Annotated in this window: 18 protein-coding genes and 2 tRNA genes; 7 read left to right on the top strand and 13 right to left on the bottom strand. The window is 74.4% G+C overall.

From position 1 onward, the window contains the following. Positions 1 to 4: 4 nt before the first annotated feature. The gene (locus E7Z53_RS12600; RefSeq protein WP_126349858.1) at positions 5 to 2,122 is read right to left on the bottom strand and encodes a prolyl oligopeptidase family serine peptidase; all 2,118 of its coding nucleotides are present in this window, start codon (positions 2,120 to 2,122) and stop codon (positions 5 to 7) included. A 64-nt stretch (positions 2,123 to 2,186) separates the two neighbouring features. Between E7Z53_RS12600 and E7Z53_RS12595 the strand changes: the two genes are divergently transcribed. Continuing rightward, positions 2,187 to 4,151 carry an FAD/NAD(P)-binding protein gene (locus tag E7Z53_RS12595; protein ID WP_170122823.1) on the top strand — a complete coding sequence of 655 codons (1,965 nt, stop codon included), beginning with the start codon at positions 2,187 to 2,189 and terminating at the stop codon, positions 4,149 to 4,151. Between the two features lie 40 nt (positions 4,152 to 4,191). Here E7Z53_RS12595 and E7Z53_RS12590 read toward each other — a convergent pair whose 3' ends face one another. From E7Z53_RS12590 to E7Z53_RS12580, 3 genes are all read right to left on the bottom strand, one after another. After that, on the bottom strand, positions 4,192 to 6,819 hold the full coding sequence (locus E7Z53_RS12590; protein WP_176337910.1) for an ExeM/NucH family extracellular endonuclease: 2,628 nt from the start codon (positions 6,817 to 6,819) through the stop codon (positions 4,192 to 4,194). A 55-nt stretch (positions 6,820 to 6,874) separates the two neighbouring features. After that, positions 6,875 to 9,001 carry a bifunctional metallophosphatase/5'-nucleotidase gene (locus E7Z53_RS12585; RefSeq protein WP_052132880.1) on the bottom strand — a complete coding sequence of 709 codons (2,127 nt, stop codon included), beginning with the start codon at positions 8,999 to 9,001 and terminating at the stop codon, positions 6,875 to 6,877. Between the two features lie 148 nt (positions 9,002 to 9,149). Further along, positions 9,150 to 9,237: transfer RNA gene (locus tag E7Z53_RS12580), tRNA-Ser, on the bottom strand. Positions 9,238 to 9,332: 95 nt separating this feature from the next. On the opposite strand from E7Z53_RS12580, the gene E7Z53_RS12575 reads away from it, so the two are divergent. From E7Z53_RS12575 to E7Z53_RS12560, 4 genes are all read left to right on the top strand, one after another. Next, a complete protein-coding gene (locus E7Z53_RS12575) occupies positions 9,333 to 10,769 on the top strand; it encodes a cryptochrome/photolyase family protein (RefSeq protein ID WP_167590874.1) in 1,437 nt (478 codons plus the stop codon). Positions 10,770 to 10,877: 108 nt separating this feature from the next. Then, positions 10,878 to 11,861 (top strand): NAD(P)H-quinone oxidoreductase, encoded by a 984-nt coding sequence (locus E7Z53_RS12570; RefSeq protein ID WP_035926114.1) that lies wholly within the window; start codon positions 10,878 to 10,880, stop codon positions 11,859 to 11,861. Between the two features lie 129 nt (positions 11,862 to 11,990). After that, positions 11,991 to 12,455: a hypothetical protein gene (locus tag E7Z53_RS12565; RefSeq protein WP_035926120.1), complete on the top strand. Its 465-nt coding sequence runs from the start codon at positions 11,991 to 11,993 to the stop codon at positions 12,453 to 12,455. Positions 12,456 to 12,514: 59 nt separating this feature from the next. Continuing rightward, entirely contained in the window at positions 12,515 to 12,835 is a 321-nt protein-coding gene (locus E7Z53_RS12560; RefSeq protein WP_146200253.1) for a hypothetical protein, read from the top strand. A gap of 25 nt (positions 12,836 to 12,860) precedes the next feature. Here E7Z53_RS12560 and E7Z53_RS12555 read toward each other — a convergent pair whose 3' ends face one another. The 5 genes from E7Z53_RS12555 to E7Z53_RS12535 all read right to left on the bottom strand — a co-directional run bounded on the left by E7Z53_RS12555 (position 12,861) and on the right by E7Z53_RS12535 (position 17,509). Continuing rightward, positions 12,861 to 13,499, bottom strand: coding sequence for a glycosyltransferase (locus E7Z53_RS12555; protein ID WP_176337909.1), 639 nt, complete (start codon positions 13,497 to 13,499; stop codon positions 12,861 to 12,863). Positions 13,500 to 13,719: 220 nt separating this feature from the next. Continuing rightward, positions 13,720 to 14,151 carry an ATP-binding protein gene (locus E7Z53_RS12550; RefSeq protein WP_017831981.1) on the bottom strand — a complete coding sequence of 144 codons (432 nt, stop codon included), beginning with the start codon at positions 14,149 to 14,151 and terminating at the stop codon, positions 13,720 to 13,722. Then, complete coding sequence (locus E7Z53_RS12545; protein ID WP_017831980.1) at positions 14,144 to 14,476, bottom strand: STAS domain-containing protein; 333 nt, start codon at positions 14,474 to 14,476, stop codon at positions 14,144 to 14,146. Before E7Z53_RS12545 ends, E7Z53_RS12550 begins: the two co-directional genes overlap by 8 nt. Further along, positions 14,460 to 16,415 carry a glycosyltransferase family 2 protein gene (locus E7Z53_RS12540; RefSeq protein WP_176337908.1) on the bottom strand — a complete coding sequence of 652 codons (1,956 nt, stop codon included), beginning with the start codon at positions 16,413 to 16,415 and terminating at the stop codon, positions 14,460 to 14,462. The genes E7Z53_RS12545 and E7Z53_RS12540 overlap by 17 nt, the downstream gene beginning before the upstream one ends. Next, positions 16,412 to 17,509, bottom strand: a complete 1,098-nt coding sequence (locus tag E7Z53_RS12535; protein ID WP_017831978.1) for a PP2C family protein-serine/threonine phosphatase — start codon at positions 17,507 to 17,509, stop codon at positions 16,412 to 16,414. The genes E7Z53_RS12540 and E7Z53_RS12535 overlap by 4 nt, the downstream gene beginning before the upstream one ends. 78 nt (positions 17,510 to 17,587) lie before the next feature. Here E7Z53_RS12535 and E7Z53_RS12530 point away from each other — a divergent pair, with 78 nt between their 5' ends. Further along, positions 17,588 to 19,369 carry a sensor histidine kinase gene (locus E7Z53_RS12530; protein ID WP_369597985.1) on the top strand — a complete coding sequence of 594 codons (1,782 nt, stop codon included), beginning with the start codon at positions 17,588 to 17,590 and terminating at the stop codon, positions 19,367 to 19,369. Here E7Z53_RS12530 and E7Z53_RS12525 read toward each other — a convergent pair. From E7Z53_RS12525 to E7Z53_RS12515, 3 genes are all read right to left on the bottom strand, one after another. Then, positions 19,283 to 20,158 carry a hypothetical protein gene (locus E7Z53_RS12525; RefSeq protein ID WP_176337907.1) on the bottom strand — a complete coding sequence of 292 codons (876 nt, stop codon included), beginning with the start codon at positions 20,156 to 20,158 and terminating at the stop codon, positions 19,283 to 19,285. The genes E7Z53_RS12530 and E7Z53_RS12525 overlap by 87 nt on opposite strands. 8 nt (positions 20,159 to 20,166) lie before the next feature. Then, complete coding sequence (locus E7Z53_RS12520; RefSeq protein ID WP_176337906.1) at positions 20,167 to 21,063, bottom strand: hypothetical protein; 897 nt, start codon at positions 21,061 to 21,063, stop codon at positions 20,167 to 20,169. 217 nt (positions 21,064 to 21,280) lie between these two features. Beyond that, a tRNA-Thr gene (locus E7Z53_RS12515) sits at positions 21,281 to 21,353 on the bottom strand. Between the two features lie 221 nt (positions 21,354 to 21,574). Here E7Z53_RS12515 and E7Z53_RS12510 point away from each other — a divergent pair. Then, on the top strand, positions 21,575 to 22,294 hold the full coding sequence (locus E7Z53_RS12510; protein WP_176337905.1) for an HAD-IA family hydrolase: 720 nt from the start codon (positions 21,575 to 21,577) through the stop codon (positions 22,292 to 22,294). Positions 22,295 to 22,325: 31 nt separating this feature from the next. On the opposite strand, the gene E7Z53_RS12505 is transcribed toward E7Z53_RS12510, so the two are convergent. Then, positions 22,326 to 23,915 carry an alpha/beta hydrolase gene (locus E7Z53_RS12505; RefSeq protein WP_176337904.1) on the bottom strand — a complete coding sequence of 530 codons (1,590 nt, stop codon included), beginning with the start codon at positions 23,913 to 23,915 and terminating at the stop codon, positions 22,326 to 22,328. Positions 23,916 to 23,943 lie beyond the last annotated feature (28 nt).

Here is a 23,943-nt window from a genome sequence, read left to right as displayed (position 1 = left end):
GGGCTCAGCCCCGGTGCAGCGCCGTCCAGAGGAACTCGTGGGACAGCGCGTGCAGGCGGGCGGCCTGCTTGTTGTCGCCCGCGCCCGCGTGCCCGCCCTCGGTGGCCTCGTAGAACCACACGTTCTCGTAGCCCATGCCGAGCATCCGCGCGGCGGCCTTGCGCGCCTGGACGGGGCCCACGCGGTCGTCGCTCGTGGCGGTCCAGAACAGGACGTCCGGGTAGTCCCGCCCCTCCTCCAGCAGGTGGTACGGCGAGAACGTGCGGACGGACTCCCACTGCTCCGGGTCGTCCGGGTCGCCGTACTCCGCGATCCAGGAGTAGCCCGCGGACAGCTTCGTGTAGCGGCGCATGTCCAGCAGCGGCACCCCGCAGGAGATCGCCCCGAACAATTCGGGGTGCCCGGTGAGCATGTTGCCCACGAGCAGCCCGCCGTTGGAGCCGCCCGAGCACGCGAGCGTTCCCCGGGTGCACACCCCGCGGTTCTGCAGGTCCGCGGCGACGGCCGCGAAGTCCTCGTACGCCCGGTGCCGGTTCCCCTGCAGGGCGGCCCGGTGCCACGCGGGGCCGTACTCGCCGCCGCCGCGGATGTTGGCGAGGACGTAGACCCCGGACCGCCCGGCGTCGTCGGTGCGGGTCAGCCAGGACCGCCCGAGGGCCCCGGAGTAGGCGGGGGTCCGGGAGACCTCGAAGCCGCCGTAGCCGGAGAGCAGCGTCGGGTTCCGCCCGTCGAGGACCGGGTCGGCGGGGCCCACCTGGAAGTAGGGCACCCGGGTGCCGTCCGCCGAGACCGCGAAGTGCTGCTCGACCGAGAGCCCGGTCGTGTCGAAGAACGCGGGGGCGGTCCTCGCCACCCGCGGCGGGGCCGTCACCCCGCCGCGGGCCGGGAGGGTGCCGCGGGACACGGTGGTCGGGGTGAGGAAGCCGGTCGCCACGAGCCAGTAGTCGTTGCCCGCCTCCGGGTCCTCGTCGTCGACGGCGTAGGCGTCCACGCTGTGCAGGGCCGGCGCCCCGGGCAGCTCGGACGAGGTCCAGGGGCCCGGCTCGGCGACGCGGACCACCGAGGAGACGTCCCGCAGCAGGTTGAGGATCAGCCGGTCGGCCGTCCAGGACCAGGACTGCAGCGACGTGCGCGCGTCCGGGACGAACACGGCGGTCACGGAGCGGTCCCCGGCCAGGAACGCCTCGAGCTCGGCCACGAGCAGGGACCCGGCCGGGTGCACGGTCCCGTCCAGCTCGAGCTCCTCCTGCGGGCGCAGCAGCAGCCACTGACGGTGCAGGTCCACCGTCACCGAGTCGGGGACGTCGACGTGCACGAGCTCCTCCTCCCGCACCAGGTAGGTCCGGGAGGCGAAGAAGTCGACCACGTCCACGGCCACGTCCCGGACGAAGCCCGGGGTGTGGTCCCGCACGAGCACCGCCTGCACGTGGTCCTCGGCCACCTCGAACACCTGCCGGGCCTCGGCGAGGTCCTGCCCGCGGCGCAGGACGCGCACGGTGCGGGGGTAGGAGGAGGTGGTCATCGAGCCGGGGCCGAAGTCGGTGCCCACGTGCAGGGTGTCGGCGTCCACCCACGTCACGGTGGACTTCGCCGTGGGGACGTCGAAGCCGCCGGGCACGAACCGGCGCTCGTCGAGGTCGAACTCGCGCACCCGCTTCGCGTCGCCGCCGTCGGGGGAGAGGCTGAGCAGCGCCCGCCGGTGCCGCCCGCCGGTGTACTGCGGGCGCAGCAGCCGGGCCCCGCCCCAGACCCAGTCGACGCCCTCCACGGCGGCCAGCGCGTCGACGTCGAGCAGGACCTCCCACTCGGTGTCCCCGCCGAGCCAGGACTCCCACGTGGTGCGGCGGAAGACGCCGCGGGGGTGCTCGGCGTCGCGCCAGAAGTTGTAGTAGTGCGGCCCGTGCTTGGCGACCATGGGGATCCGCTCGGTCGAGTCCATGACCGCGAGCACGTCGGCCTCGAGGCGGCGCAGCCGCGGGCTCTCGAGCGCCGCCAGGGTGCGGGCGTTCTGCCCGGCGACCCACTCCAGGGGCGCGTCCCCCGTGATCTCCTCCAGCCACAGGTTCTCGTCGTGCGGCTGCTCGGCGGTCGGGCGGGCGGCGGTCTGCGCGGTCTCGGTCATGTCCGCCATCGTAGGCGCAGCCCCGTGCCCGTGGCCCGGCGGGCGGGTCGATATCCTGAGGGCCATGAGCGCAACGGGCAGGCCAGGTTCCGAACGACGGGTCACGGTGATCGGGGCGGGCCCGCGCGGGCTCTCGGCCGTGGAGCGGCTCGCGGCCCGCGCCGCGGCCTCGGGCGCCCGGGTGCGCATCGACGTCGTCGACCCCTTCCCGCCCGGTCCGGGGCACGTGTGGCGGACGAACCAGTCCCCGCTGTACCTCATGAACACGCCCTCGGTGTTCCCCACGGTGATCGCCGACGACGGCGTGCTGCCCGTGGACCCGCTCGAGCCGCTGCGGAACATGAGCTTCGAGCACTGGCGGCTCGCCGCCGTGGCGGGGACCATCGCCGTGGACCCCGACGACGCCGCGCACCTGACCCGGATGACGCCCCAGTCCTATCCGTCCCGGCGGATGTACGGGGTCTACCTCTCCTGGATCTTCCGCACGCTGCAGGACGCCCTCCCCGCCACCGTGCAGCTCGCCGTGCACCGGGCCGAGGCCGTGGGCGTGCACGTGCGGGAGCACGCCCGGCACCGCTACGACGTGGAGATCAGCGGCGGGCAGAACCTCCCGGCGGACGCCGTGGTGCTCGCCCTGGGCCACCTCGACGCCGACCTGCGCCCCGACCAGCGGGAGCTCGTGGACGGCGCCGCCGAGCTCGGGCTGACCTACTGGCCGCCCGCCGTGCCCGCCGACGTGCACTGGGACGACCTGCCCGCCGGGCGCACCGTGCTGGTGCGCGGCATGGGCCTGAACTTCTGCGACGTCCTGGCCCAGGTCACCGAGGGCCGCGGCGGGATCTACACCCAGGACGGGGAGCGCTACGTCTACCACCCCTCGGGGCGGGAGCCCGTGATCGTGGCCGGCTCCCGCCGCGGCGCCCCGTACCGCTCCAAGGCGGTGCTCGAGGGCTACTACGCCGGCTCCCTCGTCACCCGGTTCTTCACCCTCGACGCCGTGCGGGCGCTCGCGGCGCGGGCGGAGGGACCGCTGTCCTTCGAGACGGACCTCTATCCGCTGATCCGCAAGGACGCCCAGTGGAACTACTACTCCGTCCTGGCGCGGACCGCCCCGGACGCCTTCGAGACCGACCCGCAGGAGTTCCTGGCGCGCTTCGACGCCGTGCTCGGCACCGGCGACGACCACCCCGAGGGGCCCTGGACCTCCCGGGCCGAGCGGCTCATCGCGTCCGCGGTGGTCCCGGGACGGCAGCTCAACGCCCTCCGGCTGGCCCGCCCCTTCGAGGGGCTCAGCTTCGGCTCCCACGACGAGTACGCGGCGGCCCTGGTCCACCACCTGGACCGGGACGTGCACGGCGCGCTGGCCGGCGAGGACGACCCGCTGCAGATGGCCGTCGCCTCGCTCAACGCCGCGCGCACCGTGCTCAAGGCCGTGCTGGCGGACCTCGGGATCAGCGACGCCTCCTGGACCGACGAGCTGCGGCGCACGTTCGAGCCCTTCGTGGAGGGGCTCGCCTCCGGGCCGCCGGTGCTGCGGAACCAGCAGCTGGCGGCGCTGGCCCGTGCCGGCGTGGTGCGCTTCCTGGGCCCGGACCCGCAGTTCCTCGTGGACGAGGAGGAGGGCCGGTTCGTGGCGAGCTCCCCCTGGGTCAAGGACGAGCCCTTCCGCGCCGAGCACCTCGTGGAGGCCATGTCCCCGCCCAACGACGTCCGGCGCAACATCTCCCCGCTGCTGTCCGCGATGCACCGGGAGGGCCTGGTGCGGGTCCGGGCCATGGAGACCCGGGACGGCGTCGCGACCGTGCCCGGCACCGGGCTGGACGTCACCCGGCCCCCGTACCGGGCCGTGCGCGTCGACGGCGGCGTGGAGCCCGGCGTCCTCGTGCTCGGCCTGCAGCTCTCGGCCGTCCAGTGGGGCGTGGCGATCGCCGCGGAGGCCGGGGCGTCCGCGGAGCTGGGTGCCCGGACCCTGGCGGACGCCGACCGCATCGCCGCGGCGGTGCTGGGCCCGGCCCCGGCACGCGACTGACCCCGGGGGCACCGGGGCCGGCCGGCGCGCCGCGGCCGGGTCAGCCGAGGCGGCGGTGCAGGACCTCGCGGGCCCGGTCGTCGGCGTGCTCCCGGAGGCCCTTGCCGGGGTGCTCACCGGAGTTGCCCCTGCCCGGCTTCTGCGGGCCGGCGGGCTCGGCGCCGGCGGGGGCCAGGCCGACGATCTCCGGGTTGTGGTCGGAGGCCCGGTACGGGTCGGCCGCGTAGAGGTCGACCACGTTGTGGTTGTGCCGGCTGTACTCCAGGCCCACCGACTCGTGGGCGTTGATCTCCCAGATGTCCGAGCCCGTGACGATCCCGGCCGCGGCCGGAGAGGCCAGGACGTGGTCGAGGGAGCCGACCATCCCGCCGAAGGCGTAGGAGTGCTCGCCCGCCGGCGCGAGGTTCGTGTAGCCGGCCTCGTGCAGGACCCGCATCGGGTCCTCCTGGTCGTAGGAGTTGAAGTCACCGGCCAGGAGGACCCGGTCTGTGCCCTGGGTGGACTCCAGCCGCTCGGCGAAGGCCACCAGGGCCCGGGCCTGGGCGGTGCGGTCGGCGTTCCAGGCCCCGGCGCCGTCCCCGGCGTCCGCATTGGGGCCGGTGGAGGGGGCGGAGCCCTTGGACTTGAAGTGGTTGACGACCACCGTGAAGTCGCCGCCCGCGTCCCCGCCGGCGGGGCGGAACGTCTGGGCCAGCGGCTCGCGGGCGTTGTCGAAGTTCTCCTCGTCGTCCAGGATCACGGACTCGCCCACGGTCTCGAGTGCGGCCGGCTGGTAGATGAACGCGGTGCGGATGACGTCCTCGTCCTCGACGGCGGGTCGCTCGGCCGGTGACGGCACGTACGCCCAGACCTCGGAGCCGGCGGCGGTGTTGAGGGCCTCGACCAGGTCGGACAGGGCCTGGTCCCGGTCCTTGCCGAACTTCGCGGAGTTCTCGATCTCCTCCAGGGAGACGACCTCGGCGTCCAGGGCGTTGATCGCGGCGACGATCTTGGCCTGCTGGCGCTGAAGGTCCTCCTGCTCGGCCGCCCCGCGGGCGTCGCAGCCTCCGCGCACCGAGACCGGGTCGCCGGCGCGGTCCGTGTAGTAGGTGCAGCCGGTCAGCTCGTCGCCGGTGGTGGTGAAGTAGTTCAGCACGTTGAACGTGGCCAGCTGCACGTCCCCGCCGACGTCCTCGGGGGCGGCGGTGCGGGTGTTCTCGGCGACCACGGGGGCGTCCTCGGCGTTGTCCCCGGTCAGCCGGGTCGTGGGCTGGAGGCGCCACTCGTCGAACGAGTAGCCGAGCACCACGGGCGCCACGAAGTCCACGGGCGCGCCGATCCGCATCGGGGTCGTGGGAGAGAGGTAGGGGAGGGGGACCGAAGCGTTGGCGAAGTGGCCGTAGTTGGTCGTGGCGCCGTCGTCGAGCAGGAGGCCCCGGGCCTCGTTGTCGGCGGCCTGCGCGGCGGCCTCGGGCGAGCCGGGCGCGCCCACGGCGGTGGGCTGCACGAGCGGGGTGGTGCCGGCCGCCAGGCCGATCTCGCCGTAGCCGTTCAGGGCGTAGTTGTCGGTGATCACGAACTCACCGGCCGGGTTGAGCAGCATGCCCTCGAGGTCCTCGCGCTCCGCCTCGTCCGTGGGCCAGCCGACGGCGGCGGGCTCGACCGCCTCGGCGGCCTCGTCGAGGACCGTGACCCCCTCCGGGTGCACGCTGATCTGGGTCTGTCCGTGGTACTCGGCGACCGTCCCGGTGACCTCGACGTACTGGCCGAGCTCCACGTTCGCCACGGCCGAGGGGGAGTACACGAAGACGCCGTCGGAGGCGTCGTGGGCGGCGGTGTCCAGGTCGCCACCGGTGCCAGGGGTCTGGAGGTACCAGCCGTTGAGCCCGCCGGTGGCGTAGACGGCGGTGACCACGCCGCGGGTGGTCACGGCCTGTCCGGCCCTGGGGGAGACGTCGCCGGTGCCCTGGATGTCCCGGATCGCCAGCTCCACCGGCGGGGCGGCGGGCTCCGGGCTCGGCTCGGGGACCGGTTCGGGGGCGGGCTCGCCCCCGCTGCCACCGGAGTTCTGCGGGGTCACCGCGGTCGTGGCGGTGAAATCGGCGGAGTTGTCGTCGGTGTCCACGCCGTCGGCGCGGGTCATGGACTTCGGGTCCGCATTCGCCGACGGGCCAGTGGCGGGCGCGGTCTCGTAGGTGTTGGAGGTGCCGTAGCCGAGCAGGTCCACGAGCCCGTCGGTACCGGTCACCGAGCCAGTGGGGGCGGCCAGGGGCTGCTCGCCGTCGGAGAGCACGATCGTCCCGGAGACGCCCGCCGGGTTGAACGAGGTGGCGAGGTCGGGGGCGGGCAACGCGGCACCGCTGCCCGCGTTGGACCCGCCCTGGACCAGGAAGTAGCCGCCCGGGGCGATGGTCCCGGACAGCGCCACCGTGCTGGTGACGGTTCCGGTGCCGGACGCGGAGCGGTACTGCAGGGTCCAGCCGGTGAGGTCCACCGGCTGGACCGTGGGGTTGTAGAGCTCGACGAACTTGTGGGTGTAGACGGCGTTGGCCGAGCCGCCGTTGGTGTAGGCCTCGTTGATGACCACGTTCGCCCCGTCCAGGGCGGCGTGCACGGGCACGGTCAGCGGCACGGCGAGCAGGGCCGCGGCCAGAGCCCCGCTCAGGGGCAGGGAGAACAGCTTGTTCACGGTGGGGAGTTCCTTCAGTGGGGGCAGGGGGAGAAGGGGAGAGAACGATCGGGGCTCAGCCGAAGAGACGGCTGAGGACCTGGTGGGCCCGCTCGGAGCCGTGCTTCCAGGCGCCGCGGCCGGGCTCGCCCTGGCCGGGGTGCTCGCCGGAGTGGCCCGTGCCGGGTTTCTGGGGCTGGGTCGGCCTGTCGGTGGGCTCCGGCTCGGTGGCGCAGTCGGTGGGCAGGTCCAGGACAGCCTCCGGCACGCGGACCTGCGTGCCGGACGGCTCGGCGACCAGCCACACGGCGGCGTCGTCGGCCAGGCCGGTCGTGTCGAGGCTGACCGAGGTCGTGCCGTCGGTGACCGGTGCCGTGCCGAGTTCAGTGCCGTCCGGGTCGCCCGCGCGCACGCTCAGCGAGGTGTTCTCCGGTGCGCCCAGGGAGGTCATGTCCAGGGAAGAGACGTCGAAGGTCACGGTGCAGCCGTCCGCGGCGGCCCCGGTCAGCGCCACGGACCGGCGGTCGAACTCGGGGGACAGCGGGCTGTTGGCGGAGAGGTACTCCATCCAGGCGTCGCGGTCGATCCGGCCGGTGTCGGTGACGTCGGTGCCCTCGGTCAGGGCGGTGAAGTTGTCGCCGCCCTCCACCAGGAAGGACACCGAGCCGATCACGTACTCGGCGGCCGGGTCGACGGGCTGCCCGTCGACCGTGATCGAGGTGATCCGGTCCCCGGCCGGGCGGGCGGCGTCGAAGGTGTAGGACACGTTCTCGGACAGCCCCAGCTGCAGGTACGGCCGGGACGATCCCTCGGGCTGCCACTGCTGCTCGAGGACCCGCTCGAACTGCTCGCCGGTGAGGGTCACGGTGGTGAGGTTGTTGGCGAAGGGCAGCACCTGGTTGGCCTCGGACTCCGTCACCACGCCGTCGCGCTCGCCGTCGATGGCCTGGCCGGGGTCGTCCGCCCAGAGGAGGTCGGCGCGCAGGCCGCCGGGGTTGATGAGGCCGATCTGCACGCCGTCCGACTCGTCCAGGCTGTCGCGGATGGACTCGGCGACCAGGTTGCCGAGGCTCGACTCGGCGCCGCGGTCGTCGCGGGCCTGCACGCCGTCCCGCAGACCGTAGGCGGTGGTGATGTCCCCGGTGATCTCGCCGACCGGGGTGCTGCCCCGCTCCAGGGCCACCGCCTCGGCGTCCGCGACGATCCCGGCGACCTCCGCGACGCGCGGATACCGGGCGACCAGCTCCTCCTCGGTCGCGGTGACGACCTCGTCGACGGCCAGCACGCCGGTGGTGAGGTCGACGTCGTCGGCGGCCTCGTCGTAGCTCAGGGAGATCCGCCCGAGGCTGCCGCCGTACGAGCCGGCCTGCAGGACCGCGCGGTCGAGGTCGCCGTCGCCGTCCACGTCGACGCCCTCGTCGTAGACCTGGTGGGTGTGCCCGTTGAGCACCACGTCCACGGTCGCGCTGGTGCCGGTCACCAGCCGGTCGCCGAGGGCGTCGGCCGCGTCGGCGGCGCCCTCGTGGTAGACGGCCACCACGACGTCGGCCCCGTCCGCCTCGAGCCGCTCGGCCTCGGCGTTGACGGCCTCGACGGGGTCGCCGAAGGTGATGCCCTCGATCGCGCCGGGCGAGACGAGCGTGGCGGTCTGCTGGGTGACGGCGCCGACCACGCCCACGCGCACGCCCTCGACGTCGAACGTCGCGGACGCCTCGGTGACGAGCTCGCCGTCCGGGCCGGTGACGTTGGCCGCCAGGTAGGGGAAGCCGGCGCGCTCGGTGATGCGGCCGGTCAGGTCGTCCGCACCCCGGTCGAACTCGTGGTTGCCCACGGCGGAGGCGTCGAGCTCGAGCGCGTCGAGCACGTCGAGCGTGGGGTCGTCCTGCTGCACGGCCGAGACGTATTCGGAGGCGCCCACGTTGTCCCCGCCGGACAGCAGCAGCGTGCCGTCCTCGTTCTCCGCGCGCAGCTGCTCGATCGCGCCCGCGAAGAGGAGGGGGTCGGAGGAGAGCCGGCCGTGGTAGTCGTTGAAGTAGAGCAGCTCGACGGCCGTCTCCCCGGCCGCGGTCGCCCCCGCGCCCGGTGCCGCCGGGGGCGCCGTCCCCTGGGCGGACGCCGCGGGGAGGACCAGACCGGTCGAGGTGACCACGGCGCCGGCGGCGAGCGCGGCGAGCAGGGCAGGACGGTGCTTCTGGGGCGCCATGGGGGTCCTCCGGGGGATGCGGCGGTGCGTTGTCCCCATTTCAGCACGCGGAGGTGAACGGCGGACCACGACACCGCGACATTTCTCCGGCCCCGGGACGGGACGGGGCCCCCACCGGCCGGTTCGCGGTGGGGGCCTCGTGCGGAGGCGGAAGGTAAGGGATTTGAACCCTTGGTACGGGGTCACCGCACACCGGTTTTCAAGACCGGCTCCTTAGGCCGCTCGGACAACCTTCCCCGCGCCCGCCCGGTCCCCGGCGGGGGCGGCGGAGCGCGCAGCCCATTCTTCCACGGCGCCCGGAACGCCGCCAAAGCCCCGGTAGGGTGAGCGCGTGGACGCACCCGAGAGCCCCGACCGCGGGACGACGACGATCGTGTGGTTCCGGGACGATCTGCGCGTCACGGACCACCCCGCCCTCGACGCCGCGTGCCGGCGCGGCGCGGTGGTCGCCCTCTGCGTCCTGGACGAGGAGTCCGAGGGGGTCCGGCCCCTCGGCGCGGCCGCGAAGTGGTGGCTGGACGGGTCGCTGCGGTCCCTGCGGGAGTCGCTCCGGGAGCTGGGCATCCCCCTGGTGCTGCGCCGCGGCCCCGCCGGGACCGTGCTCCCCGAGGTCCTCGAGCGCACGGGGGCGGGCGGCATCACGTGGAACCGCCGCTACGGCGGGCCCGAGCTCGCCGTGGACGCCGGAGTGAAGCAGTGGTGCGCCGAGCACGGGGTGGAGGCGCACTCGTTCCAGGCCGCGCTGCTGCACGAGCCGTGGACCCTGCGCACCGGCGCCGGCGGCCCGTACAAGGTGTTCACCCCCTTCTGGAAGGCGCTCCGGGCGCTGGAGATCCGGCAGCCGCTCCCCGTGCCCGGGCCGGGTCGGGGGGCCGCCGCGGAGGTGGCGGCGGCCGCCGGCACCGAGGACCAGGTCGACTGGGACCTGGTGCCGTCCCCGGAGCGCGCGGCCGGGCTGGCCGCGGTGTGGACGCCCGGGGAGGCGGCCGCGTGGGAGCGGCTGGACGACTTCCTGGACCGCGTCGAGGACTACGCCGAGGGCCACGACCGGCCCGACCGGGACGGCACCAGCCGGCTCTCCCCGCACCTGCGGTGGGGCGAGATCAGCCCGTTCGCGGTCTGGGACGCGGCCGTCCGGCACCGGTCCGAGCAGGGGAGCAGCCCGGGGCTGGAGAAGTTCCTGGCCGAGCTGGGCTGGCGGGAGTTCAACTGGCACCTGCTCCACCAGGTGCCGGACCTGCACGTGCGCCACGTCCGCCCGGCCTTCGACGCGTTCCCGTGGCGGGACGCGGCGGAGGCGGCCGGCGACGTCCGGGCCTGGCAGGAGGGGCGCACCGGCTTCCCGCTCGTGGACGCGGGCATGCGGCAGCTGCGGGCCACGGGGTGGATGCACAACCGGGTCCGGATGGTCGCCGGGTCCCTGCTCACCAAGAACCTGCTGGTCGACTGGCGGGTGGGGGAGCAGTGGTTCTGGGAGACGCTCGTGGACGCCGAACCGGCGAGCGGGCCCGGGAACTGGCAGTGGGTCGCGGGCTCCGGCGCGGACGCGAGCCCGTTCTTCCGGATCTTCAACCCGCTGACCCAGGGCCGGAAGTTCGACCCCGAGGCCCGCTACATCCGCCGCTGGATCCCCGAGCTGGCCGGCGACGAGGGCGTGGACCCGCACGAGCCCGGTCTGCTCGGACCGTCGGTCGGCTACCCGGAGCCGGTCGTGGACCTGCCGGCCAGCCGCGGACGCGCCCTCGACGCCTACGCCTCGATCCGCTGAGGGCGGCGCCGGCGTCCGCCTGTTCGCCACGGGCCGACGCCGGGTGACCGGGTGCCCGCCCCGCGACACAATGGGAGCGACCGTCGCCCCCGACCGGAAGGCCCCACCATGCGCGCAGTGCTCGAGACCACCCCCGGCGGACCGGAGGTCCTCGCCGTCGCCGAGGTCCCCGCCCCGGAGCTCACGCCCGACGGGGTGCGGATCCGGGTCCGGGCCGCCGGGATCAACCGGGCGGACGTCATGCAGCGCCTGGGCCGGTACCCGGTCCCGCCCGGGGCGTCGACCGTCTTCGGCCTCGAGGTCTCGGGCACGGTGCAGGAGCTCGGCCCCGAGGTGCCGGCCGTCTCCGGGTTCGCCCCCGGCGCCGAGGTCGTCGCCCTCCTGGACTCCGGGGGCTACGCCGAGGAGGTCGTCGTCCCGGCCGGCCAGGTCCTGCCCGCGCCCGCCGGGGTGGACCTCGTCGCCGCCGCCGGCCTGCCGGAGGTGTGCGCCACGGTGTTCTCCAACGTCTTCATGGCCGCCGCCGCCCGCGAGGGCGAGACGGTCCTGGTGCACGGCGGCACCGGCGGGATCGGCACCAACGCCCTCCAGATGTGCCGGGCCCTCGGCCTGCGCGTGCTCACCACGGTCGGCAGCCCGGAGAAGGCCGAGGCTGCACGGCGGCTCGGCGCCGAGGCGATCGACTACCGGCAGGAGGACTTCGTGGCGCGCGTGCGGGAGCTCACGGACGGGCACGGCGCCGACATCGTGCTCGACGTCGTGGGCGGCTCCTACCTGGGGCGCAACCTGGACGCGCTGGCCACCAACGGCCGGATCGCGGTCATCGCCACCCAGGGCGGGCGCACGGGGGAGCTGGACCTCGGCAAGCTCATGGCCAAGCGGGCCGCCGTGATCGGCACCACGCTGCGCCCGCGGCCCGTGGCGGAGAAGACCCGCATCATGGCCGCCGTGCGGGAGCACGTGTGGCCCCACGTCGAGTCCGGCGCCGTCCGCCCGGTCGTGGACCGCACCTTCCCCCTGGACGAGGTCGCGCGGGCCCACGAGTACTTCGACTCCGGCACGCACATCGGCAAGGTCCTGCTCGTCCCCTGAGCGCACCCCTCGGCACGGCCGCGGACGGCCCGGTCCCGGCCCGTCGCCGGGCCCGGCCCGCCCTCCGCGCGCACGGAGGGCGGGCCGGGCCGCCGTAGGATGGACTGTCTCCACTCGAAAGGACCGCCCGTGGCATTCCTGCGCGACTACCGCGCCGCTCGCCGTGACGAGGCCGAGCTCGGTCTGGGCGTGTGGCGCCGCGCCCACGACCGGTTCCGCCGGGGTCTGGACCGCTTCCACCAGATCCTCGAGAGCCTCCCGGACAAGACGCTCGCGCAGTCCGTGGTGCCCACCGCCAACGCGCTCGCCGATCTGCTGCCGGAGGTGCGGGCCGTGTGCGCGGCGGCGCAGCGCACGGCGCCGAGCAGCAGCCACGACATCCCTGCCTCCGCGGGCGGCTACCTCAACGACGTCCACCGTGAGCTCTCCCGGGCCGGCAACGCGATGGCCCAGGCGGCGGAGGCCCTCACCATGGCCCGGTTCGTGCGGGCCGACGAGGAGTCGTCCGCCCACCGGCTGGACGCGGTCGTCCGCCGGGCCGAGGCGGTGCGGGAGCACGTGGAGCGCGCCGAGGAGCTGCTGCGCCGCGGCTGAGCCCGTTCCCGGCGGCGACGGGGTGGACCCGACAGCCTGCTGATGGTTTGATGGGCGGCATGAACCCCTCCGGATACGACTACCGCGCGGCCGACGGCGAGTTCGACGCCCGCTGGTCCCGCTCGCCCCTCGGCCGACCCGGCCGCGGAGGCCCCGGCCGTTTCGGCCCGGGCTACGACCTGCCCAGCCGCCGGGGCGGGGGGTACGGTCGCCGTTCCGGCTTCCGCATGCTCCCCTTTCCCGGGTACTCCACCCGGACGCGCCGGGGCACGAACGTCACGGTGGGCGGTTGTTGCCTGCCCCTGCCGATCGGCTGCCTGACCACCACGGTCCTCGCGGGCGCGGCGGCCGTCCTCGTGGGCCGCACCGCCCGCGACTGAGCGTCCCGGCGGGCCGGGCGGCGGATCACGCGGCCGCCGGCTCCGCCCGCAGGATCTCGATCGGGACGGGCACGACGCGCTCGACCGGGGCGGGGACGGCGTGCTCCGCCGGGACGGGCGCGAGGTGCTCGACCGGGACGGGCCCGTCCTCCTCGGCCCCCAGCGGCGGGCTGAGGCGCCAGCCGACGGCCTCCAGGTCGAGGGCGAGACGCGTCTGGCCGGTCACGGCGCCCTCGTCGCAGTAGCGGCCGAACGACCGGTGGACGTCCTCGAGCGCCTGCCAGCGGATCAGCGCGGCCGGGCCGCCGACGGCGGTGGACCGGGCGGAGACGGCGCCCACGTTGCGGTCCCGGAGGGCGGCCAGGGCGCGGGCCAGGAAGCCCGGCGGCAGCTGGACGCCGGGGTCGAGGACCAGCACCAGGTCGTCCGGCTCCATCCGGACGGTGTCCAGGGCCTGGTTGAGCGCCCCGGCACAGTGCTGCCGGTTGTCGACGGTGAGCAGGACCTCGGCGCCGGCGTGCAGGGCGACCTCGACGGTGGCGTCGGTGGAGTCGTCCGACATGACGAGGATGCGCTCCGGCGGACGGGTCTGGCGGTGGAGGGAGACGACCGCGTGCTCGACGCGGGCCGCCTCGTCGTGGGCGGGAATGATCGCGGCGATCATGACGACTTCTCTCGGCGTGCCCGGCGTGCGTCCCGCCGCTGACGTCCCCCTGCGGCGGGGCGCCCGACCGGCCCCTGAACGAGTGTTCTCGGTGACAACGTGAGCCCCCTGACGTGTTGTCCTGGACCAAAGTCTAGGCACCGCGGCGGACACTTTACATCCGCAAATCAGGGGACGTCCGCCCCGGCCGGACGCGGGTCCGGCGCGTCCCCGGGGGGCGCTACACCTCGTCCCGGCCGCACAGCCGGCACAGCTTCCACACGTTCGTGTCCCCGTGCCGCTCGAACACCACCCGGCTGACCAGGGCCTGGATGAGGGCGAGCCCGCGGCCGGACTCGCGGTGCTCCTGCGCCATGGCCCCCGTGAGGTCGACCTGCGCCGGTGCGGCGCCGATCTCGTAGATCCTCGCCTCCAGCCGGTGGGGGTCCGCGACCAGGTCCACGGAGAGCTCGATCGGGTCCTCCGCCGCGGGCACCGCGTGCACCACCACGTTGCCGGCCGCCTCCACGACCGCGAGCGTGAAGGCCATCCGGTCGGTCTCGGGCACGAACGCGGCCTCCCCCCACAGCGCGTCCAGGTCCTCGTGCAGGGCGTCCACCGTCAGGGCGGTGGCCGGGCCCCGGCGCGAGCGGCGGGCCGTGGGCTCAGTCATCGGCGAAGGCCGCGTCGGCGGTGTCGTAGGGGGTCAGGACGCGGTGCATGCTGGTGAGCTCGAGGACCATGCGGACCTGGGGGCGGACGTTCGCGATCCGCAGGTCGCCGCCGGCCTGACGGGCCAGCTTGAGGCACCCGATGAGGGCGCCCAGGCCGGACGAGTCCATGAACTCGGTGCCGCCGAGGTCGACCACCACGTGGTTGCTGCCCTCGTCGACGACCTTCGCCACGACCTCCCGGAGCTTGGGCGCTCCCACCATGTTGAGCCGTCCGGTGCCCGTGATGTGGGCGAACCTCGGCTTCTGCTCAATCGTGAACTGCATCGGCACTCCTCTCCTCGGGCTCGAAGCCCGTGTATCTCGCGGCGGTGACGAGCACGCTCAGCACCACCAGGTCGAAGGCGACCCAGGCCACGTTGACCAGGGTTCCCACCGGTTCGTTCAGCCCCACCGCCAGCCGGGCGGTCCCCACCAGGAGGGCCGCGGCCAGCAGCCCCATCACCACCAGCTGCGGGCGGATGAGGTGCCAGGCCGGGCCGGCGTCCTGCCGCACCTTGGGCGTGACGGCGAAGCCGAGGGGGCGGCCGAACCAGACGTTGCGGGCGGCCGTGGTGCACGCCCTGATCCAGATGGGGAACAGCGCCAGGCTGTACTGCTGGCCGCGCCAGGTGGGGATGCCCCGGCCCACCACGAGGAACAGCAGCTGGTTCACCACCATGAAGGGGATGAAGCGGACGAAGAAGTCCCAGCTGAGGCTCGTGACGGGGAGGATGCCCAGCACCAGGTACACGATGGGCGCGGCGAAGTAGACGACGGCCGCGAAGCCGGACAGGTAGCTCCACATCGTGGCGAAGTACATGAGCCGCTGGCCCCACCCCAGCCGGCGCTGCAGCAGCGGGTTCTCCCGGAGCAGCACCTGCACCGTGCCCTGTGCCCAGCGCAGGCGCTGGGTGAGCATGGTCTTCAGGTCCTCGGGGGCCAGGCCGTGGGCGAGGACCTCGTGGTGGTAGACGCTGCGCCAGCCCAGGCCGTGCAGGCGCATCGCGGTGGCCATGTCCTCGGTGACCGAGATCGTCGCCAGCGGCATCACCGGCTGGGCCTCGCCGGGCCGGTCCACGGAGACCGCCTCGAGCACCTCCCGGACCGGTTCCACGGCGGCCAGCGGGGACAGGTCGCGGCGGGACATCCGGTCCACGGCGGAGGCGAGCTCGTCCGGCCAGACCATGCCGTCCTCGGGGGGCAGGTCCAGGGCGGCGATCGAGGCGAGGTCCGCCTCGATCTGGGAGAAGTCCTGCGTGACGGTGCGCCGGGCCGCCGCGTCCACCTCGCGCTGCAGGCGGTAGGTCAGCTCGGTCAGGGGGGCGCCGGCCTTCAGCTCGGCGCGGGCCCGCTCGGTGGCGGCCTCGACGTCGTCGAGCATGCCTGCGACGACGGGGTTCGCGGCCTCCGGGGACCGTCGCGCCCTCCGCAGGGCGGTCCGGGTGCGGGCGAGGGACTCCTTCACGTCCTGCTCGACCTCCTGGACGTAGCCGGAGAGGCCGAGCTGCATGAGCGCCTCGCGGCGCAGGATCGCGTTGGAGCCGCAGAAGAAGGCGGCGTTCCAGCCGTCCTTGCCCTGCTGGATGGGGCCGTAGAACAGGGGGGCCTGGCTGCCGAGCGGATCGTGGTCCGGCACGTTGACGAACCACTGCGGCGTCTGCACGAGCGCCACCCTGCGGTCGTTGAACCAGCCCAGGGTCCGGTCCAGGATCTCCGGGGCCGGGACCTGGTCGGCGTCGAGGATCAGCAGGAACTCGCCCTGGGTGAGCATCAGGGCGTTGTTGAGGTTGCCGGCCTTGGCGTGGCGCGGCCGGTCGGTCCAGTCCTCGCTGCGCGTCAGGTAGCCCAGCCCGTGCTCGGCGGCGAGCGCCTCGAGCTCGGGGCGGGCCCCGTCGTCGAGGATCCACGTGCTGTGCGGGTGCCGGATCGCCTGCGCCGCCAGGGCGGTGCCCATCACGAGGTCGAGGGGCTCGTCGTAGGTCGTGATGAACACGTCCACGGTGGCGCCCGCGGGCGGGGCGCCGGCCTCCCCGCGCCGCCGGAGCCGCCAGACGGTGAGCCCGAACAGCGAGACGTCGATCAGGCTGTACGTCTCGGCGAGCAACAGGGGAACGGCGATCCACCACGCCGACCAGTTCAGCGACTCGAGCCAGCGCCAGGCGATGTAGTTGACGCCCAGCAGGAGGGTCAGGACGACCAGGAGCCGGACGAGGAAGCGGTTCACGGGGCGGACCGGCGGCGGACGACCACGGCGGTGACGTCGTCGGTGCGGGTCTCCTCGCCGGCGAGGTCGAGGACCGCGGTGCAGGCGGACGCGGCGTCCTCGTGGCGGGAGACCACGTCCGCGACCGCCTGCACGGCGTCGTCGACGTCCTCGTACGCGTCGAGGAGGCCGTCGCTGACGACGACGAGGGCGTCGCCGGGCGCGAGCACTATCCGGCCGGGCACCCACTGCGTCCCGGGCACCGCCCCCACCGGGGGGCCGCCCGGGCGCAGCCGGTCGATCCCGTCCGCGCGCACGTGCAGTCCCAGCCCGTGGCCCGCGTCGACGTACTCCACGACCCCGTCGGCCGTGTCCAGGCGGGCGTGGAAGAGCGTGACGAAGGAGTCGGAGTGGGCGAGGTCGTGCTCGAGGTGCCGGCAGGTGTCGCCGAAGGCCTGCGCCATGTCCGGCTGCCCGGCCGCGGAGCGCAGCACGGCGCGCACGGTGGCGGCGATGAGCGCGGCCCCCATGCCCTTGCCCATGGCGTCGGCCAGCGAGACCTGGAGCCCGCCCTCGGTCGTGTACCAGTCGAAGAAGTCCCCGCCCACGCTGCGGGACGGCCGGCACGCCCCGGCCACGTCGTAGCCGGGCACGGCCGGGGCGGCGGCGGGCAGCAGGCTGCGCTGGACCTCGGCCGCGCGGCGCAGCTCCTCGGCGTCGGCCTGCTCCGCTCGGGCGCGCGGCCGGCGGAACATCGCCTCGATCCTGGCCTGCAGCTCCCGGGGGCTGAACGGCTTGCTGATGTAGTCGTCCGCCCCGCGCTCGAGGCCCTCCAGCCGGTCGATCTCGCCCGGGCGGGCCGTGACCATGAGCAGGTAGGCGTCCGAGAACTGCCGGACCCGCCGGCAGACCTCCAGCCCGTCGAGGTCCGGGAGGCTGAGGTCCAGGGTGATGAGATCGGCGCCGTCGCGGCGCACGGCCTCGATGCCCTCGAGGCCGGTCGCGGCGGTCGTCACGGTGAAGCCGCGCATGCCGATGGTCTGGGCGAGGAGGTTGCGGATGTCGTCGTGGTCTTCGATCACGACGGCACGGCGACCCTGGGGGGAGGGGGTCATGGACCCATTAAGCCGCTATTCTTTGCAATTGTCATCCCGACCCCCCGAGGGTGACGCTCCCTGTCGGAAGAGTTTCCCGTGGACCGCTTGCTCACCGTCCTCTCCCTCGACCGGATCAGCTTCCACGAGCTGTCGATGCGCCGGCGCGTGCTACTCAGCCAGCTGCCGCTGTTCGTCACGACCGTCGCCCTCGTCGCCGGGATCTGGGTGGTCCACGAGCCGCTGCGGGGCGACCTGCGGGTCCAGCTGGCCCTGGCGCTCACGGTGGCGCTGACGGGGCTGTGCGTGCTCGTGCCGTGGGACCGGCTGCCCGACGGGGCGTTCCTGGCCGTCCCGGTCCTGGACTTCGTCCCCATCACCCTGCTGCGGGAGGGCACGCTGAGCACGGTGACGGGGGTGGGCATCATGGCCGCGTTCCCCGTCATCTGGCTCACCGGCTCGGGGCGGCTGCCCCGGGCGTCCGCCCCGCTGGGGTTCGTCCTGACCCTCGCCATGGTGTGGGTCCCGCTCCTGGTCCCGCCCCGGCCGCTGAGCGCGCAGCTGCTGACGGCCCCGCTGCTGATCCCGGTCATGCTGCTGGGCATCGGGATCACCGTCCAGGTGCTGTCGAACAGCATGGAGCGCCAGAACGCCGAGCTGGAGGCCAAGGACGCCGAGCTGCGCCGGCTGCTGGGCGTGACCGCGCGGCGGGAACGGCTGCTGAACGCCGTCCTGGACACGGTGGACGTGGGCGTGCTGGCGATCGACGAGCACGGCCACGACATCCTCATGAACCGCCGCCAGCACCGGATCCACGAGCTCTCGCTGCCCGAGGGGGTGCGGGACGGCGCCGAGGCGGACCTGCGGGTCTACGCTGACGGGGACGGGACGCCGCTGCCCGTGGACCGGCGTCCCGCCCGCCGCGCGATCCGCGGCGAGTCCTTCTCCGACGCCCTGGTCTGGGCGGGGGAGCCGCCCCTGCAGCGGGTGCTCTCCGTGTCCGCCCGCGTGCTCCGGGACGAGGACGGCGGGGTCGAGGGCTCCGTCCTGTCGTTCAACGACGTGACCGAGCTGGTGGCGGCGCTGCAGGCCAAGGACGACTTCGTGGCCGGCGTCTCCCACGAGCTGCGCACGCCCCTGACGTCCATCCGCGGCTACACCGAGCTCCTGGCCATGGACGAGCGGCTCCCCGGGCACGTCCGCTCCGGGCTGGAGGTCGTCGAGCGCAACGCCGACCAGCTGCTCGTCCTGGTCGAGGACCTCCTCCGCACCGCGGGCCCCGTCCTGGCGCTGCAGACGGCGGAGGCCGACCTCGTCCAGGTGGTCCAGCAGTCCGTCGCGGCGGCCGGGCTCCGGGCCGCGGAGGCGGGGGTGGACCTGCGGGTCGACGCCCCGCCCCGCCTCGTGCTGGCCTGCGACCCCGTGCGCCTGGGGCAGGTGCTCGACAACCTGCTCTCGAACGCCATCAAGTACTCCCCGGGCGGCGGGCCGGTGACGGTCCGGGTGGACCGGGCCGGGGCGACCGTGCAGGTGCAGGTGGCGGACCGCGGCATGGGGATGCGCCCGGAGGACGCCGAGCACGTGTTCGGCCGGTTCTTCCGCAGCAGCAACGCCCGGATGAGCGCCATCCCGGGTCTGGGTCTGGGCCTGGCGGTCGTGCACGAGATCGTCGAGCGCCACGGCGGCACCATCCGCTGCGAGAGCGCACCGGGGGAGGGGACGGTCTTCACCCTGACCCTCCCCGCGGCCGGACCGGCGGGTGCGGCGGACCCCGACCAGGCGGAGCAGGACGGATCAGCGGCTGTACTCCAGGCGGACCGAGTCGTCGTCGGGCAGCACCAGGACCGTGCTGCGCTCGACGGTCCAGTCCTCGGGCAGTAGGAAGTACCGGCCACCGCGCACCGTGAGCAGCCGTAGGCCGTCATAGCGGTGGAGGGGGTCGTCCGGCGTGCCCACCTGCTCCGTGCCGACCCCGGGGAGACCCACGTGCAGCGGCTCCGGGCTGTAGACGACCGCCTGTGGCAGATCCTTCCGGTTCTTCTGCAGCGCGTGCGCCATGAGCTGCCCCGTCTCCTCGGCCGCGGCGGTCGTGCCCCAGAAGATCAGGAGGCCGACCACCGACACCAGCGCGGCGGCGCCCAAGAGCTGGCCGCGCGGCGCGGTGGGCGGCTGGTCCCGCGCCGTGACGCGCCGCCGGAGCCCGGCGGCCCACGCGGCGCCCAGGACGCACAGCGCCATGGCGAAGGGGAGGATCCAGGTCTCCCTGCTGTCCCGAACGGTGCGCTCCAAGAGCCACCCGGCGACGGCCAGCCCGATGAAGAGCCACGTCCCTCGGTGCGCCCACCGCGCCACCTGCGCGCTCCCGGACGCCCGGACGCGGGCATCGACGCGCTCGCGGACCAGGCGGTCCGCCCACAGCCCGGCGAGGAGGGCCACGGCGATCCAGAAAAGGATTCCGTACAGGGAGCTGATGCTCAGCAGCAGGTAGTCCTGGGTGGTGTAGCCGAAGAGGTGCACGTCCAGGCCCATGGCCCGGGCCTGGGCGCCGGCGCGGACCCAGCCGTAGTAGACGAGTAGGGCCGTGAGCAGGCCGACCGAGATGCCCAGCTCCGAGACCGCCTGGACCAGGCGCGTCCAGAGCGGGGGCGTGGCCGGACTCTCCTCCGCCACCGTGGCTGCTACGGGGTGGGTGGAGCGGTGGGCGCGGGCGTCGGGGCGGGCACCGGCGGGGGGTCGGGGCAGGCGGTCGCCGGCACCTCGTAGACGAGGTGGGCCAGGCCGCCGACGGGCCAGTCCGCGTCCGTGACGGACACCGGGACGTGGCCGGTCACGTCGGACGGAGGGGCGCGGAAGAACAGGCTCCCGTTGCCCTGCTGCACCGGCACCTCCGTGGCGCCCACCGTCACGGCGCGGATGCCCTCGGGCGGCATCCACTCGAGATTGCCCTGCAGGAAGACCGGGGCGCCCCCGCAGGTGGAGACGGAAATCTCCAGGCCCTCCAGCCCGGGGGCCAGGGGGGAGACGAGGCTCTCCAGGACGAGGGGGCAGGCCGTGCCGTCGGGGACCCGGAGCTCGGGGACCGCCTCCGGCGCCCGGCGGTGGAACTCGACCAGCCTCTGCAGGCCCGCCACGGTCTCCTCCTCCCAGCAGCTGCCGGGTGCGGGAGTGGTGGCCAGGGCCTCCTCGCCCTGCCGCCACAGCTCGGGGTCGTTGGTCGTGGCGGCCTCGCAAAGGAGGGCGCCGGCCCGCGGGATGGGCTGGCCCCGGGACGCGAGCAGCTGCTCGTCGCCGCAGTCCCCGTCCTTCAGGGGGTCGTACCACAGCGGCGTGCCCTCCCCGTTGGGTCCGATCCGCAGCCACGTCAGGATGCGCGAGACCGGGGGGTCGCCGGACTCGCTCGGGGAGGGGACCGCGGAGCCGGACGGAGCCGCAAAGCCCGACGGGTTCGCGGCCCCGGACGGGTCCGAGGCGGGCGGGCTCGGGGACGAGCCGGGAGAGCCACCGCAGGCCGGCGCGGTCAGCGCTGCTCCGGCCAGGACGAGTGCGCAGACCAGCTGTCGGGAACGGAGTTGCATGGTGCACCGCCAAAGTCGTCCGTGGTGGCCGGTCGCCCGGAACAGATTCAGCGTACGGCGGGTCCTACCCGCCGAACACGACTGTGACCAGGGGTGACGTGACTGTGACGGCCGGTCCGCGCCGCCCGCCGCCGTCGCCCGGGGGTGGCTGCCGGCGGGCCCGGGGCGGGACGACGAAGGCTCCGGACCCTGGGGGTCCGGAGCCTGCTCCGCTCGGAGCCTCCTGTCGGAATCGAACCGACGACCTTTTCATTACGAGTGAAACGCTCTACCGACTGAGCTAAGGAGGCGTGCACGCGGCCGTCCGGAACGGCCTCAGTGCAGGTGAAACTGTAGCAGAGAGCGCGGGGGCGCCCCCAATCGGCGGGACCGGGCGCGGTGCGGGCGTTCCCCGGGAGTTCACCGGCTCTTCGACTCCCCGGCCTTACCGGCCCGCGGGGCCGGGGCGAAGCATGGACGGACACGACGACGGGGCCGGCCGCTGCGGTCCGCCCGGAACAGGAGCAGCCCAGTGCGCACACCGGACGGCGGCATCGCGCCGGATCTCGAGCTGGCCTTCCTGGACATGTCCGGGACCGTGTTCCACGACAACGGGATCATGGAGCGGGCCTTCGAGCGCACCGTGACCGGTCTCGGCGTCGACCCCGGCTCGGAGCGGTTCCGGCAGATGCTCCGCCACGTCCGGGACACGCTGGGCCAGTCGAAGGCCGGCGTGCTCGAGCAGCTGTTCGCGAGCGACCCCCACCGGGCGCGGCAGGCCGTCCGGGACTTCGAGCGCCACCTGGACGAGCTGCTGGCCACCGAGGGCGTCACCCCCGTGGAGGGCGCGGAGCAGGCCGTCACGGCGCTGCGCGAGGCGGGCCTGCGGGTCTGCCTGGCCACCGGCTACAACCGGCACAGCCTGAACACGCTCCTCGAGCAGCTCGGCTGGACGGGTCTCGCCGATCTCAGCCTGTGCCCCTCCGACGCGGGGCGCGGACGGCCCTGGCCGGACATGGTGCTCACCGCCGTGCTGGCGCTCGACCTCGGCGACGTCCGCCGGGTCATGGTCGTGGGGGACACGGCGGCGGACGTGCAGGCCGGTCTGCGAGCCGGTTCCGCCGCGGTCGTCGGCGTCCGCACGGGCGCGCACGACACGGCGTCCCTGCGCGCGGCCGGCGCCCACGTGGTGGTCGACTCGGTCCGGGACCTCCCCGGACTCGTCCGCACGCCGGGGCCCGGCGCGCGCTGACGCCCACCGCGCCGGCACCGGGCGCGGAGGGTCAGGAGCAGGTCGTCCCCTCCGCGGGGAGCTCGCCCTCCAGCAGGTAGGCGTCCACGGCGTCCTGCACGCAGCGGTTGCCGGCCGTGTAGGCGGTGTGGCCGTAGCTGTCGTAGGTCAGCAGCCGGGCGCTGTCGAGCTGCTCCACGAGGGCCTCGGACCAGTGGTAGGGGGTCGCGGGGTCGTGGGTGGTGCCCACCACGAGGACGGGGTCGGCGCCGGTGGCGTCGAGCGGCTCCGCGAGGCCCGCGGGGTCGACCGGCCATCCCTGGCACGCGGCGTCGCCGTAGCCGAGGTACGGGCCGAAGGTCGGGGCGACCCGCTCCAGCTCCTCCTGGTGCCGGGCCATCTGCTCCGCCGTGACCGTCCCGTCGGGCCGGTCGAGGCAGTTGACGGCCGTGAACGCCATGGTGGTGTTGCTCGTGTACCGGCCCTCGGCGTCGCGCCCGTGCGTGGCGTCCGACTGGGCGAGCAGCGCGGAGAAGTCGCCGTCGAAGGCGGCGCGCAGGGAGTCGTTGAGCGTCTCGTAGGAGGTGGTCGCGTAGAGGGGGCCCAGGACGCCCTCGACCACGTTGGTGGCGGTGACCCGCCGGCCGTCGGCGGCGGTCACGGTCCCCTCCTCGACCGAGGCGATGAGCTCCTGGATCCGGGTCATGGCCTCGTCCGTGGAGACGCCTGCCACCACGCAGTCCCGGATCTCGGACTGGCACTGCTGCACCCAGTGGCGCAGGTTGTCCTCGAAGCCCTCGGCCTGGTCGGCGGTGGCCTCCATGTCGCTCAGGGTGGGGTCCACGCCGCCGTCCAGCACGAGCCGGCCGACCCGGTCGGGGAACAGGTCGGCGTACACCGCGCCCAGGTGGGTGCCGTAGGAGAAGCCCAGGTAGGTCGTCCGCTCGTCGCCGAGGACGGCCCGGAGCACGTCCATGTCCCGGGCGGCGCTCACGGTGTCCATCTGCGCCACGAGCTCGCCGGAGTCCTGCACGCACGCGGCGCCGAGCTGCTCGTACTCCTCCTGGATCTGCTCGGCCGGCTGCTCCTCGGGGTCGAACATCGGCTCGGCGCGCCACGCGTCCAGCTCCGCGTCGTCGAGGCACTCGATGCCCTCGGAGCGGCTCACCCCGCGCGGGTCGAAGCCCACGACGTCGTAGGCCTCGCGCACGTCGCCGGTGACCGTGTACTGCGCGTAGAGCATCGCGTCCACCCCGGAGGCGCCGGGCCCGCCGGGGTTGAGGAGCAGGCTGCCGCGGGCGTCCCCCTCGGCGGGCAGGCGGGACATCACCACGGTGGTGGTCCCCCCGCCGGGGTCGGCGTAGTCGAGGGGCACCTCGACGTCGGCGCACCGGAGGTCGTCCTGCGCGCCGTTGGTCTCCACCTCGAACGTGCAGTCCTCCCACGCGACGGTCTGCGTGTAGAAGCGCTCGAGCTCCTCGGGGGCGCCTTCGACGACGGCGCCGGTGGCGCCCCCGGAGGTCGGCTCGCCCGTGGCGCCGGCCCCGAGGGACGAGCAGCCGCCCAGGAGCAGGCCGGTCGCGGTCAGGGCGGCCGTGACGGGCAGGAGGGCGCGGCGGGCGGGGGCGGCGCGGCGGGTCATGGGGCTCCTCGAGGGGTGGGGGGATGGG

This window comes from Kocuria salina (assembly GCF_013368965.1).
Lineage (GTDB): Bacteria > Actinomycetota > Actinomycetes > Actinomycetales > Micrococcaceae > Kocuria > Kocuria rosea.
This window is presented reverse-complemented; position numbering and strand designations above follow the sequence as displayed.